This is a genomic window from Mucilaginibacter sp. 320_HR (genome assembly GCF_059691875.1).
In genome coordinates this window covers 149,892-162,899 of the sequence record NZ_JCAWAI010000004.1, presented here as the reverse complement: position 1 = coordinate 162,899, position 13,008 = coordinate 149,892, and the positions used below count along the sequence as shown (strand labels likewise).

Below are 13,008 nucleotides of genomic sequence, written 5' to 3'. Positions count from 1 at the left end.
GCTGAACGTAAGACATCGCTAACAAACATTGTCCGTTCGTCGATAAACTTCTAATTTGTCGACTACTGATCGTAGTTGGTCTAAAACTTTTGCGTGAGTTAACTTTCAGCAACACCTTTGAAGAAAATATCATCATGTTTCGCCATAAAGATTTTCTTATCGTACTTATCAGGTTATTTCTTGGCTATATATTTTTGTCTGCCGGCCTGTGCAAACTTACACATGGGCATTTCGGACAGATTATTGGTCCACCATTGCTGGAAGATGCCCTTGCCCGTTACGGGCTTGCGCTGTTCGCGCGGGTAGTAGCTACGCTGCAGGTAATATGCGGCTTGTTGTTACTTTCGCAACGCTACAGTACCATTGCAGCCATAATGCTGATGCCCATGAACCTGTCTATACTTGCCGTAACCGTGTCGATGCAGTGGACAGGCACACCTTATGTTAATGGCTTTTTTATCCTCCTGAATATATTACTGCTGCTATACGACTGGCCCAAGTTAAAGGTACTTATCAATCCGGCATACGCTAACGCAGTTACGCCCACCATTACTGATAGATACGGCAACAATATTTACAACTTTGTTGGACTTGCCTTTGGTACAGTGGCACTTATATCATCACGGTTCAACATCATACTCACCAACAGTTTTGCGGTAGCTGCTTTTGTGATTATCGGCTACAGTGTGGTACAGGTAAAAGCGATCACCAACCTGCAACGGCTAATTGCCGTATTAGTAATGGTCAATATGATTACGATAACCCTCGCCGGCAAACTTATCCCGTATGCGCAAAAAATAGCGCTTTTCAACTCCCTGGTTATCATAGCCCTACTTGCAGCGTCTTTCCTGCCGTGGTTTAACAAAACAGAGAAACTGGCAACATTTTAGATTATTGCTAAACCTGCATTCAATGAAAAAGCCGGAATGCTCACGACATTCCGGCTTTGTTAAATAAACGAATTTTCGTTTAATAAAACTTTGGCAGCGGGTTAAGCTGCGTATCCTGTCGCTGGTGCCAGTATGGGTATATCGGATCTACTTCGCTGGCTGCATCAAGTCTCTTAACCTGTTCTGTGGTCAGGTTCCATCCTACCGCGGCAAGGTTTTGTTTCAGTTGTTCTTCGTTACGGGCACCTATTACCAGGTTGGCTACAGTTGGGCGCTGCAACAACCAGTTTAATGCTACCTGCGCTACCGATTTTTCGGTCTCAGCAGCTACTTCGTCCAGCACATCTACTATATTGTATAAACGTTCGAAGTTGGTTGCCGGGCCGTGGCTGCCGCCCTGCGCTATGCGGTTATCTGCAGGCACTTCTACTCCCCTCCTGAACTTGCCGCTCAACCGGCCGGAAGACAGTGGGCTCCAAACAATAGTGCTAACGTTCTGATCAATCCCCAACGGCATCAGCTCCCATTCAAACTCCCTGTCCAGTAGCGAGTAATAAGCCTGGTGGGCAATGTATTTAGCCCAGCCGTACCGCTCAGATATAGACAGCGACTTCATGAGGTGCCAACCCGAAAAGTTAGAGCAGGCAATGTAACGCACCTTACCGCTCGTAATAAGATCATCAAGGGCGCGCAAGGTTTCTTCTACAGGTGTATTGCCATCAAAGCCATGCAAATGGTAAACATCTATATGATCTGTCTGTAGCCGGCGAAGGCTTTCATCTGCTGATCTGAGGAGATGAAAGCGGGACGAGCCGTAATCATTAGCACCGTCTCCCATCCGGAACGTAGCTTTAGTAGAGATCAAGACCTCGTCGCGAATACCTTCAAGGGCTTTGCCCAGTATCTCTTCAGACACACCGCCTGAGTATATGTTGGCAGTATCAAAAAAGTTTACGCCGGCATCCATGCAAAGCTTTACCAGCTGTTTTGCTTCATCCAGTTGCGTGGTTCCCCAGGCTTTAAAAAAATTGCCTTTACCACCGAACGTGGCGGTACCAAAGCTTAAAACGGGCACGTTAAGTCCCGAACCACCTAATTGTCTGTATTCCATAATATCTTATAATTTATAAGTGCCTCCATCTATTACTTCAAATGACGCAGATTGTTTCCGCATACAGAAAAACGTAATTACAAAAGGATATTCAGCTGAAAAAAGGGAAGCGTTACGGTTTACGGCCGAAGAGTTTTCGCAAGCCGGTGCGCAGCCATTTGGCTAATGCTATTAGGCTGCGGCGTGTGCCGGTTTCCTGCGATACATTTAGCTGCACGATGATCATCATCAGCATCACAGCAATTATTAACATCACAATTATGTTATGCGTTAAAGAATGTACTGGCGCTGAGTTAGTTTGAGCAGAGGGTGATGAGGCTGGCATGGCTTTTATATTAAAGGATAGGCTAGGTATTACGTGTTACAACTCAGGTTGAAAAGTTAACCAATAATAATGAACTTCAATAACAAATACAACTATTGAGAATGCCAACAAAAAAGATTAAAATTCCATTACAATTCTTTCTTTTTAGTAACAAAGACTACATAATCAGGCAATAACCTGAACTTAGATTTGACTTAACAGTTGCTATTACAGCGCCTTTTGGTAACAATAAAAACTGAGCCCGGGCCTGAAATTAAGCCCTATTTCGCCTGCGAACTCGTAACCCACCTTGGGGAACAGCTTTTGAGTTGCCTGGTTGTTAGAATTGGTGTCTACCCTTAGCAATTTAATACCCCTGCGCAAGGCTTCCTCTTCGGCTTTCATCAGTAATGCTGCGGCTATGCCCTTCCCGTTGTATGCCGGGTTAACCGCCAGCCTATGAGTTACTATTGCATTCTCGTTAATGTCCCAACCTACCTGCGTGTATTCCTCATCCTGATCTGTAGTTATTGCAGAAACGCCAGCAACACTGTTGTCTAAAATTGCAACCCAAAGTTGACTAAGGCGAATGTCTTCCTCAAACACTTCGGGGTTAGGATACGCATCATCCCATTGGTAATTACCGGCAGCCTGCATTATGGGTACTACTGCTTTTATGATGGACATGATAGCTGGAATGTCCATAGATGTGGCAAGACGAATATCCATAGCAGCTTATTAATGATTATGCTTTTTGTGAATATCTTTAACCAGGCAAAGCTTTTTTATCTCGTCAATTCGTATGGGGAACGGAGCATATTTCAAACGGCTACCTATCATTTCTGTAGTATTGTCTGAGTGCGCTATCACTTCTTCCGGATCATCGCTTAATAGCAGGCGCTTATACATCCGGTAGTCGCCCCACTCTATATAGTACACTTCACCAGGTAAAATCTTTTTATCGCTGATTACCTTAAGCGCTACCCAGCATCCATTTTCAAGATACGGGTACATAGAGTGTCCCCATACCGGTAATGCAAAATCACATTCTTCAATTCCCGGGAAGTTCATACGACCCACCGGGCGAGAGTCATTTATATCATTATAAACTTCTACACCCGAAGCTGTTGCGGTTATTTCATACATAGGTATACCCTCCTCATTTCTCAAACTCACTTGCCTATCTGTATTTTTCTTACCCGAAAGATGTTCTCTGTATTTTTCTTTAAATATCTTTAATTTTTCAGGATCTATATTTTGCCTGCTCTTTATTATCTCAGTGATACTGCTGGCATTGTTAAAGCCCAGCGCTTCCGCCAATTCAAGATTATTTGCAAAAGCGCGCCCTCGAAGCTGGTTATATAAAATTATAAATTCGAGTGTCTCAGGCCTTACTGTCTTTACTTTATTCGGCTTTAATATGTCATCCATGGCGAAAAAATAATTTTAACAAATTCTTTATTTTAAATAAAGAATATTCTTTATATTTACATTGTCAATAATTCTTAAAGGTAGCTAAATTATCTATTACCGAATAGTTTTTCTTTAAATTATTACAGATTAAATACAAGCAAACCATAACACTTAAAAAATCAAGATGCATATTGTTTACAACGCGTTACGCCCCGATAATGCCACTCAGGGGAACGATCAACAAACCGAACTTCAGTTACGCATTGATGCTTACAAGCTGGCGTGTGAAAAACACAGTAAAGATATTACTGCCATACAGCGCTATCTGCCCGGCTGGCAGCCTGTCTTTAACTACCATCCGACTTTAAAAAGTATTTAACAACAAACCATACCGCTATAACATGAAACTCTCTCAAAAACTAAAAACCGAACTTTGGTGGCTCATCATCTCCGTTAATTATGATTACAGCCGCATTTGTATTGCAGAACACGATCTAAGCGATACCACGCTAACCTTATGGCTGGAGGACAAGCAGGATTACAAGAACACCATTGACGAATGCCTGCAGGTAGACATACCTATTAGGGACTTTGCAAAACTAATTAAGAACGAAAACTTCAACAGCTACGAAGGCACCAGGCTGCACCCTTGCAAGCAATACGTTTATAAAGCGCGTATTGAGATTAACTCGCCCATTAAATGGTACCGCAATGATGCTACACTTGTTGAACAAATCTGGGCGAGGGAGGCAATGTTGAAGAGCATCCTCACCTACTTAATAGAGACCGAGACTGCGAACCATGAAGAATTTTGCTAATAGTATGCCAAACGGCATTGTTATCACATTGTTCCATTATTTTATTAAACACTTTCTTAAGTTGCTTAGCTTAGAAGCGCATTAGCAAACATGCAGAGAAAGATAAACAATGCGAAAAGTACAATTGCCGATTTCATGATGGTGTAGATTGATGCTACAAAATTCATGATAGCAAAAGCTTAATACAACCGTGTTTAAACGGTAAATAGCCGTGTAATTACCCCCTATTTATCCCCAACCTTTACCAGCTCGCTTATATCTACATCTGCAAGCACCTCTTCTTCGGTAAGGGCTTCGGCCGGTTTGGTGTTGTAATTAAGTTTACGGAAACGCCAGGTAGCAAATGCAGGCTCCTGGTAACGGTTAAGTAGTGTAAAAAATTTCGGAAAGTTATGCACTTCCTCAAGCAGCAGGCCGGGCACAATGCCATTGTTATCAAGCACCTCGCGAACGGTGTACTCTTTATCTTTGGTGATCCATATCTCAAAATCGCGACGTATCTCCTCGCTTTTTTCAGGATCTATCTTATCATTAATGCAAATCACTTTATCACCTGGCTTCATAATGACAAAATTAAGAAGTTAATAACAACTTAAGCATGAAAAGTAACTATGGTTTACCGCTTCAACTAAACGTTTTACATCAGTTTACTTCTTAACCGACAGCCGGCATAGCTACGTAAAAGACAGTACCCTCACCCGGAATGCTTTCCAGCCAGATCCGGCCGCCTTGCAGTTCGGTAAATTCTTTACACAGCAATAAACCCAGCCCTACCCCGGTCTCATTAGCAGTACCAACTGTATTGCCGCTGCGCAGGGAGAAAAGTTCTGTTTGTTTTTCTTTACTGATGCCTATCCCATTATCACGAATAATGAGCCAGCATTCGCCTCCTATTTTCCTGGCTTTGAAATGTATTTCGCCTCCGGGGTTGGTAAATTTTATTGCGTTGCTGATGAGATTACGTAATACCAGTTGCAACATGTCACTGTCGGCCACCAGTTTAATCTCCCAGTCAACCATGGTTGTCAGGGTTATTTGCTTTTTGGCAGCTATCGATTTCTCCAGTTCGAGGGTGTTAAATAATGCATCTTTAAGGCTAACCTGGCTCAGCTGTACATTAACACCATCCATCTGGCCTTTGCTCCATATCAGCAGCTTACCAAGCATATCAACTGTGCGGCGGGTAACCTTTAAAAGATCCCCCTCAACCATTTGTCGTTCTTCTGTGTCTAAACCATATTCTGTTATCAGCTCAAGATAATTTTGGATATTGCTAAGCGGAGATCGTAGATCATGCGCTATTATCGACATCAACTTGTTGCGCTCCTGGTTTATGCGCTCAAGCTCTTGGTTTTGACGGGTTATTTGGGCGTTCTTACGCTCTATTGCTTCTGCCTTGTCTGCTGCAGACCTTTTTTCGTGATCGTAATTTTTAAGCATGTATGTAACTGTGTAGTAAACCACTACAATAACCACCACATAGGCTGAAGTAAGGTCAAAAAAGCGGCTTTCGCGACTGTCATACGTATAAGGGACAAGGCTTGGACGGTAGTACTCAAGAACATGCAACCCCAGCATAATAGCAGCGTTAATTGCAACCCAAAGCTTATGCTGCTTTTGTGGCAGAGTGCACAACAGCAACAAAATACACAACCCCATAAAAATCTCGGTAGGGCCCTGAGTACCTGAATTGTAAAGATAATTTATTGCAAAAAGCAAATTACCCAGCGTTGCAAAAACAATTGTAGCAAAGGTAGTGTAGCCCTTGTACCGCGATATGTAGTAAAGACACGTAAATGCAAGCACCGCTATAAAACTTAACAATGCAATTAAGGGCAGGCCTATAATTAAGTTAAAAGGAACGTTGTAAGCAAGCGCTGCAATAGCAATTAAAGATACTGAATGAAATATCCTAACCTCCAGAGGGAACTCGGCTGTGGAACCGGTTGCCCTTACCCAAAGCTTATAAATTTTTCCGGGGATGTCCAATTTAAATTAGTTTAGGGAAAACAAGATTACAATTAATAACTAAAAAGAGCAACTAACACAAACACAGGATTACTCCCGGCAAAATCTGTAGTTTATGCGTTTGTACCAGTTTCTAATTTACAAGTTATTACGCACAATAAACTCCATATAATCAAACCAGCTAGCTTAATGCATAAGTTTCGCGGACGTGTTTTACTGATAGTGCGATAACATTCTTAAGTACCTCTACATCAACATCGGCAAGCTTTTTAATGTATAAGCAGCCTTTACCCGCTTTGTATTTACCAAGCTTGTTTAAAAGCAAATTATCATTCATACAACCCAGGTGCAGATATAAAGATATGTTGGCTTTCCGGGGAGAAAACCCCACTTGGCACATCTCGCCCTCATGGCCACTAGCATATTTATACTTGTACGTACCAAAACCAACAATAGTTGTTCCCCACATGGCTGCAGGCTGGCCGGTAGCAACCTGCATCATTTCAGCTATAGCCAGGCAATCCTGCCGCACAGCATCGTCGGCAATGGTATCTAAAAAGCCGTTTACAGCGGCGTTGGTAAGCTGGGTTTTAAGTTTATACATAACTGATGCAGAGCTACTTTCCCAAATATACAAAACTCGTTATAAACAAAAAAAGCCGGGCAGTGCCCGGCTTTCAGTAATCAAGAATTTTGTATTAGTTGCGGCTAAACCCGTTACGGCCGCCGTTGAAACCTTTGTCTTCAGCCACGTTTACAGTAATACGTTTACCGTAATAGCTCTGGCCGTTCATGCATCTTATAGCTTCTTTAGCTTCATCATCATTTACCATCTCAACAAATCCAAAACCCCTGCTTTCTTTTGTTTCGCGGTCTTTCACTATCCTAAGGGACCTAACCGGCCCGAAATCTTCAAAAACCGCATTTAATTCGGCCTCGCTTACTTCTAGCGGAAGGCCTCCAATAAATACTTTCATTAATCTCCTTTGTTTTTGCAAAGATAGGCAAAAAAGGCGGGTTTTCAGGAACATGGCTGGCTTATAAGTGTCAGTTGTACCCTTTTTGACAATCAACTGAATATTCAACTCAGCGGCAAGGTAAACCAGAAAGTGCTGCCTTTTCCCGTCTCACTTTCCACCCCTATTTTACCGCCATGCCGGGTGATGATTTCGCCGCTGATGTAGAGCCCCAATCCCAGGCCGGAAAACTGCATTGCCGACTGATCTACCCGGTAGTAGCGCTCAAATAAATGGGGTATTTTTTCCGGTGGGATGCCTATACCAAAGTCCTGTACAGATACCCGCACCTCAGTACTGTTGCACATCACCTTAATGATGATGTCCCTTGAATCCGGTGCGTATTTAACGGCATTGTTTACGAAGTTAACCACCACCTGGTCAATCCGGTGCTCATCAGCATAAACCATCAGGTTAGGATCACAGTTTAGGATGATCTGGTTGTAGTTGTTGTTCCTGATGTGTTCAGTACCTTCCTCAATCAGCTTCAGCAGGTTGAACCATGTTTTCTTCAGCGGAAGTTCTCCATGATCCATCCTGGATACATTCATAAGATCTTCCGTCAGGTGCACCAGTCTGACCAAATTATCATTAGCTTTCTCCAGGAACAACGGTATCCGGGGCGACGTCGGATCTGTACCCAGCACCTTGGTAAGCAGTTGCATAGACAGCTTTAACGAGGTAAGCGGTGTCTTCAATTCATGACTCGCCACGCTGATGAACTCGTCTTTCTGTTCGGCTATTTTACGTCGGCTGGTAACGTCCATAAACGTGCCAATGCCTAGAACAATATTATTGTTATCGTCGCGAATAGGTGCAGCGTTAATGGAAATATAAAAGCGATCACCATCAGGTGGCTGCACGGCAATCTCCCTGTCGTAAACTGGCTTGCCGGTAGCCATCATCACCGCCATAGGGTGTTCCTCGTCCGGCAACGGCGAACCATCCGGCTTCAGTATCTGCCAAGTGGAGTGGGTTGTACTGTGGCTCAGTACCTCGTTCTCGTGCATGCCCAGTATCTGCTGGGCCATTGGATTGGCATAGGTCAGCTTGCCTGATGTATCAATAATGCTTACCCCCTCGGCCATGGTCTCCAGTATTTGAACCAGCCGTTCTTCGTTTGCACGCAGGTTGCTTTCTACTATCTTTTTTTCGTCAATAATAGCCTGTAGCCTGGTGCGGGACCTTACCTTATCCGTAGCATCCAGCGCGAAGCCCACCACACCTCTTATTTCGCCGGCGTCATCGTACAGTGGTTCAACCGTTAGGTCTATATAATAGGTTTTTGCTTTATCTCCGCGCTTATACTCCAGGGGAGCTTCTATAGCACTATAGGATTGGCCGGTAGCAAATACTTCATCAAACAATGGACCATAGCCCTGGTGCTTCAGTTCGGGCAGTAAGCTAAACAATGGCTCGCCTATGATCTTTTCTGTAGGTGCGCGGTTAAGCAGGCGGCGCATGGCTACATTGGCGTATTCTATACCGTAGTTCTCCCTGTTAATGAACATCATGCCGATTGGCGCCTGCATAAACTGCTGCTGCAATTGTTCGCTAAAGGCCTTACGTGAACTTTCAACGCCAGCTAGTGTCCAGCTGTCGGTAACGTCGGTTACTTCGCACAACAGGTGCGATACGTTGTTATCATCATCTATAATGGGAGAAGTGTTTATCTGCCAGTAATGTACCTCGCTATCGCCTAAGGCGCCCGACCTGTCATACCGCAGGCCGTTTAGTTGCTGTGCGGTTCTGGTCTCTGTTACGGTAGCAAAGTTACGCAGTAGCATAGTGCCTTCCTTACTGCCGCCGGGTGCCAGTTGTTCAGGAAAGGCTGAACACAGATCCTTACCCACTACACCTTCGGATGTTGTTGAGGTAATGCTGAGAAAGGCAGCATTCGCTGCTACGATGCGAAACGACGGCGCATTAGCCTCCAGCAACACCATAGGCGGGCCTTTATCAAAAAACTGCTGTAACAAGCTGGCTGGTGATGTTGGCATACTATTAAACCATTTACAATAAAGTTTATTATCAAACGGGGTAGCACCAACAGCTCAAATTATAGGTTAAGCAAATATAGCAGGTAAAAGATCTAATAAAAGAGGGTTTAAGAAAAGCGTTACTTCAGCTTCAGATTAAAGCTGCCCTGCACCCTGTAAAAAGGCGATTCGGCTTTATCGTCGTGCGCTAAAAAAGTAAAAAAGGTACCTTTTGCCAGCACACTGTCCTGGCGGTATTGCTGTACATCTATCAATCCGGCATCACCGGGTGCAGTAAATTGGGTAAGGCTGTATTGCTTAATGTGCATGGCATCAGGCCGCAACAACAGCTGGCTGCCCTCTACACCTTTTTTCACGTCAGCGGCGGCAGTACCTTTGCTGCTTATGGCGAAACTCATCGTATGGGCTTTGTTTATAGCTGTAATGCCAAAGTACCGGTTATCACCAACGCTCAGGTTCACAAAAGCTATTGAGTCTTCAGCAGCGTTAAAAGTGTACGTAGTGTCGCCAAGGTCAAAAGTGAGTGTTCCTTTTGCTGCTAAAAAGTTAGTAGCCGGTGCCGCAGCAATTGCGCTATCTGCCGCTGTGGCCATCATTTTTTGGTCTACAGTGTTCGCATCCTGATCTTTCTGACAGGCGCTCAGCGCTGCCATCAGGAACAGAGCAACTCCAAAATAAAAAGATGTAAACCGTTTAGCGTACATAGGCAATAGATGTTATAAAATTACAGAAAAATTATTCCCGTCAAAGCCCGGCTCATGGTTTTAGTTAAATTTTTAACACTTTTTAACTATATCTGTAAACGAATAAGACAAACAAAAGGTTGGGGAGCAGGTATGGCTTTGTGAAATAATTTTCCAGGCAGATCTTTCGCCTCTTCTAAATCAAAAATAGCTTAACAACCTATAAATCAGCGCTCCTATTTTTTGCTGTTTTATTCTCAAAACAGTGTATCACGCTCGCACGGCAGGTGTACGTAACCGAACATCAGGCGACGACGAAAAATGAATAACTAATTATAAATCAATTGTTTAACCAAATGGCACGAACTTAGAATATCATACAATAACTCACACTAAATCTCATGATAATCAACCATTTAAAGTTCGCATTCAGAAGCCTGATGCGAACCAAAACGTTCTCTGCCATAAACATTGCCGGGTTAGTAGTAAGCCTTACCGCATTTATGCTGATGGCGCTTTACATACAATACGAGTTGAGCTTTGATAAGGAGAACAGGAACGCCGCCAACGTTTACCGCGTGGTTGATGACAAGCAAACAAACGCGTTAATGCAGCATACAGCGGGCTCCCCTGCCCCAATTGCACCTGCGTTGTTAAATGATTTTCCGCAAGTTAAAGAAGCGGTGAGGCTGATAAGTTCTGAAAGCCTTGTAAAGTACCGGGATAAGTTATTTGAAGAACGTGCTTTGTTTTATGCTGATAAAGGCTTTTTTAAGGTGTTTGATGCAGCTATGCTAAGTGGCGATGCAAACACCGCCCTTGCAGCGCCCATGAGCATAGTACTTACCCAAACAACTGCACAAAAATACTTTGGCAGCGCCAACGCTTTAGGCAAAACCCTTTTGGTGGATGGAAAAGGAATGCGCGTTACGGGAGTTGTAAAACCCATGCCGAAGAATTCGCACGTGCAGTTTGACATGCTTTTGTCTATGGCTACGGTTGAACAAAAGGACTCCGGGTACGACTGGATGTTCACCAACTGGTACTCCAATAATTTTTGGACTTACATCGTGCTACCGTCGAACTACAATGCCAAACAGTTGGAAAATCAGTTTGACAGCTTTGCCAACCGCCACAATGCCAATACAGCAAACACTAAACACCATTACAGCCTGGAGAAACTTACAGATATTTACCTGCACAGCAACCGCGAAGGGCAGGTTGGTAAAACAGGCAACCTCTCCAGTTTATACATATTTAGCGCTGTGGCGCTGTTCATATTGCTTATAGCATGCGTAAACTTTATCAACCTGTCTACCGCGCGTTCTGCCGAGCGGGCAAAGGAGGTGGGTGTAAAAAAAGTTAATGGCGTAACCCGTGTACAATTAATATGGCAGTTCTTTATCGAATCATTTACCATGGTGGGTGTGGCGCTGCTTATAGCGATTGTTTTAACCGTGTTGCTGGTACCGTCATTCAACACCTTCGCCGGTAAAAACATCGTTTTTGAGGTTTTTACACCTGTACATATCGGCGGGCTATTGGCCATATTGCTGTTGGTGGGTATGCTGTCCGGCAGTTACCCTGCGCTGGTTATATCAGCCTTTAACCCGGTTACTGCGCTTAAGGGCAACATCCGCTCATCTGCACGCAGCATTTTTATACGTAAAGGACTGGTTGTATTTCAGTTCACTATATCTATCATACTTATCGTAAGCAGTATTGTAGTATACACCCAGTTGCAATACATGCAAAAGCACGACCTCGGTTTTAAGCCATCGCAAACGCTGGTGATTAACTTTGAGGGCGACAACGAAGTGCAGCGACACTACCAACAAATTAAAGCCAGCCTTAAGCAGATAAACGGTGTAAAAAATGTTACCGCATCGTCTAACGTGCCAGGCGTAACCGATCCGGGCGGATGGTCTATGGATGTGGTTAAACGCACGGGCGATACTGTACATGCCGAACTGCCCATCTTTTTAACCGATTTTGATTTTATGCAGCAGTACAACATACCAATGGTTGCGGGCCGCGCGTTGTCGCCCAACTTTGCTGCAGATACTGTTGAATCTATGATCATCAACCAAACTACCTTACGCAAACTTGGCTTTAATTCTGCCGAAGAAGCTATTGGTGTTAAAGTAGGCATGTACCCTAAGGATGCACGGATAATAGGCGTTTACAAAGACTTCAACTTCCAGTCGCTGCAGAAACCTATCGAGCCGTTGGTCATCCGCATTATACCCAACAAGTTCAGGGTCTTCTCGGTTGAGCTTAATACCGCCAACCTAAAACAAACAATTGCCGGTATAGAGCAGCTCTGGAAGCAGCAGGTGCCGCAGCGCCCATTGGAATACACCTTTTTAAACGAGCGGTTTAACCTGCTTTACGAAGCCGAGACCAAGTTTGGGCAGGTGTTTGCGGTATTTACCTTACTGGCCATCAGCATAGCCTGCTTTGGGCTGTTTGGGCTGGCGCTGTTCAGTGTGAAGCAGCGTACTAAAGAAGTAGGTATACGTAAGGTTGTGGGCGCTTCCGTAGCGCAAATTGTAGCTTTGATAGCTAAAGATTTTATTAACCTGGTGATAATTGCCGTAGTAATAGCATCACCACTGGCCTTTTACGCCATGAGCCGCTGGATCCGCGATTTTGCTTACCGCATCGAGATCAGCTGGTGGATATTTGCAGTAGGCGGGCTGGCAGCGGTTTTAGTTGCCTTGGCTACCATCAGCTACCAGGCCATCAGAGCGGCGGTTTCTAACCCGGTAAGAAGCTTAAGAGACGAATAACAGCGGGACGCCA

At 44.1% G+C, this 13,008-nt stretch carries 14 protein-coding genes; 4 read left to right on the top strand and 10 right to left on the bottom strand.

Going from position 1 to position 13,008, the window contains the following annotated elements; genetic code table 11:
* Positions 1 to 89 precede the first annotated feature (89 nt).
* Entirely contained in the window at positions 90 to 890 is an 801-nt protein-coding gene (locus AC59GT_RS15265) for a DoxX family protein (protein ID WP_497238432.1), read from the top strand.
* Positions 891 to 969: 79 nt separating this feature from the next.
* Here AC59GT_RS15265 and AC59GT_RS15260 read toward each other — a convergent pair whose 3' ends face one another.
* From AC59GT_RS15260 to AC59GT_RS15245, 4 genes are all read right to left on the bottom strand, one after another.
* The gene (locus AC59GT_RS15260) at positions 970 to 2,001 is read right to left on the bottom strand and encodes an aldo/keto reductase (RefSeq protein ID WP_497238431.1); all 1,032 of its coding nucleotides are present in this window, start codon (positions 1,999 to 2,001) and stop codon (positions 970 to 972) included.
* Between the two features lie 112 nt (positions 2,002 to 2,113).
* The gene (locus AC59GT_RS15255; protein ID WP_497238430.1) at positions 2,114 to 2,254 is read right to left on the bottom strand and encodes a hypothetical protein; all 141 of its coding nucleotides are present in this window, start codon (positions 2,252 to 2,254) and stop codon (positions 2,114 to 2,116) included.
* A 279-nt stretch (positions 2,255 to 2,533) separates the two neighbouring features.
* On the bottom strand, positions 2,534 to 3,034 hold the full coding sequence (locus AC59GT_RS15250) for a GNAT family N-acetyltransferase (protein ID WP_497238429.1): 501 nt from the start codon (positions 3,032 to 3,034) through the stop codon (positions 2,534 to 2,536).
* Positions 3,035 to 3,043: 9 nt separating this feature from the next.
* On the bottom strand, positions 3,044 to 3,736 hold the full coding sequence (locus AC59GT_RS15245) for a S24 family peptidase (protein WP_497238428.1): 693 nt from the start codon (positions 3,734 to 3,736) through the stop codon (positions 3,044 to 3,046).
* Positions 3,737 to 3,902: 166 nt separating this feature from the next.
* Here AC59GT_RS15245 and AC59GT_RS15240 point away from each other — a divergent pair, with 166 nt between their 5' ends.
* Together AC59GT_RS15240 and AC59GT_RS15235 are read left to right on the top strand one after the other, a co-directional pair.
* Positions 3,903 to 4,097: a hypothetical protein gene (locus AC59GT_RS15240; RefSeq protein ID WP_497238427.1), complete on the top strand. Its 195-nt coding sequence runs from the start codon at positions 3,903 to 3,905 to the stop codon at positions 4,095 to 4,097.
* 22 nt (positions 4,098 to 4,119) lie between these two features.
* Entirely contained in the window at positions 4,120 to 4,536 is a 417-nt protein-coding gene (locus AC59GT_RS15235; protein ID WP_497238426.1) for a hypothetical protein, read from the top strand.
* 224 nt (positions 4,537 to 4,760) lie between these two features.
* Here AC59GT_RS15235 and AC59GT_RS15230 read toward each other — a convergent pair whose 3' ends face one another.
* From AC59GT_RS15230 to AC59GT_RS15205, 6 genes are all read right to left on the bottom strand, one after another.
* Entirely contained in the window at positions 4,761 to 5,099 is a 339-nt protein-coding gene (locus AC59GT_RS15230; RefSeq protein ID WP_117382579.1) for a hypothetical protein, read from the bottom strand.
* Between the two features lie 91 nt (positions 5,100 to 5,190).
* Positions 5,191 to 6,525, bottom strand: a complete 1,335-nt coding sequence (locus AC59GT_RS15225; RefSeq protein WP_497238425.1) for a sensor histidine kinase — start codon at positions 6,523 to 6,525, stop codon at positions 5,191 to 5,193.
* Between the two features lie 160 nt (positions 6,526 to 6,685).
* Positions 6,686 to 7,108 carry a DUF1801 domain-containing protein gene (locus tag AC59GT_RS15220; RefSeq protein WP_497238424.1) on the bottom strand — a complete coding sequence of 141 codons (423 nt, stop codon included), beginning with the start codon at positions 7,106 to 7,108 and terminating at the stop codon, positions 6,686 to 6,688.
* A gap of 94 nt (positions 7,109 to 7,202) precedes the next feature.
* Positions 7,203 to 7,481 (bottom strand): RNA recognition motif domain-containing protein, encoded by a 279-nt coding sequence (locus AC59GT_RS15215; protein WP_117383000.1) that lies wholly within the window; start codon positions 7,479 to 7,481, stop codon positions 7,203 to 7,205.
* Between the two features lie 104 nt (positions 7,482 to 7,585).
* Positions 7,586 to 9,520, bottom strand: coding sequence for a PAS domain-containing sensor histidine kinase (locus tag AC59GT_RS15210; RefSeq protein ID WP_497238423.1), 1,935 nt, complete (start codon positions 9,518 to 9,520; stop codon positions 7,586 to 7,588).
* Positions 9,521 to 9,639: 119 nt separating this feature from the next.
* A complete protein-coding gene (locus AC59GT_RS15205; protein WP_497238422.1) occupies positions 9,640 to 10,224 on the bottom strand; it encodes a hypothetical protein in 585 nt (194 codons plus the stop codon).
* Between the two features lie 380 nt (positions 10,225 to 10,604).
* On the opposite strand from AC59GT_RS15205, the gene AC59GT_RS15200 reads away from it, so the two are divergent.
* A complete protein-coding gene (locus AC59GT_RS15200; protein WP_497238421.1) occupies positions 10,605 to 12,995 on the top strand; it encodes an ABC transporter permease in 2,391 nt (796 codons plus the stop codon).
* Positions 12,996 to 13,008: the final 13 nt, after the last annotated feature.

Coding starts and splice junctions, on each gene's coding strand:
- AC59GT_RS15260 (WP_497238431.1), bottom strand. CDS start 2,001: ATGGAATACAGACAATTAGGTGGTTCGGGACTTAACGTGCCCGTTTTA.
- AC59GT_RS15255 (WP_497238430.1), bottom strand. CDS start 2,254: ATGTTAATAATTGCTGTGATGCTGATGATGATCATCGTGCAGCTAAAT.
- AC59GT_RS15250 (WP_497238429.1), bottom strand. CDS start 3,034: ATGGATATTCGTCTTGCCACATCTATGGACATTCCAGCTATCATGTCC.
- AC59GT_RS15245 (WP_497238428.1), bottom strand. CDS start 3,736: ATGGATGACATATTAAAGCCGAATAAAGTAAAGACAGTAAGGCCTGAG.
- AC59GT_RS15240 (WP_497238427.1), top strand. CDS start 3,903: ATGCATATTGTTTACAACGCGTTACGCCCCGATAATGCCACTCAGGGG.
- AC59GT_RS15235 (WP_497238426.1), top strand. CDS start 4,120: ATGAAACTCTCTCAAAAACTAAAAACCGAACTTTGGTGGCTCATCATC.
- AC59GT_RS15230 (WP_117382579.1), bottom strand. CDS start 5,099: ATGAAGCCAGGTGATAAAGTGATTTGCATTAATGATAAGATAGATCCT.
- AC59GT_RS15220 (WP_497238424.1), bottom strand. CDS start 7,108: ATGTATAAACTTAAAACCCAGCTTACCAACGCCGCTGTAAACGGCTTT.
- AC59GT_RS15215 (WP_117383000.1), bottom strand. CDS start 7,481: ATGAAAGTATTTATTGGAGGCCTTCCGCTAGAAGTAAGCGAGGCCGAA.
- AC59GT_RS15210 (WP_497238423.1), bottom strand. CDS start 9,520: ATGCCAACATCACCAGCCAGCTTGTTACAGCAGTTTTTTGATAAAGGC.
- AC59GT_RS15205 (WP_497238422.1), bottom strand. CDS start 10,224: ATGTACGCTAAACGGTTTACATCTTTTTATTTTGGAGTTGCTCTGTTC.
- AC59GT_RS15200 (WP_497238421.1), top strand. CDS start 10,605: ATGATAATCAACCATTTAAAGTTCGCATTCAGAAGCCTGATGCGAACC.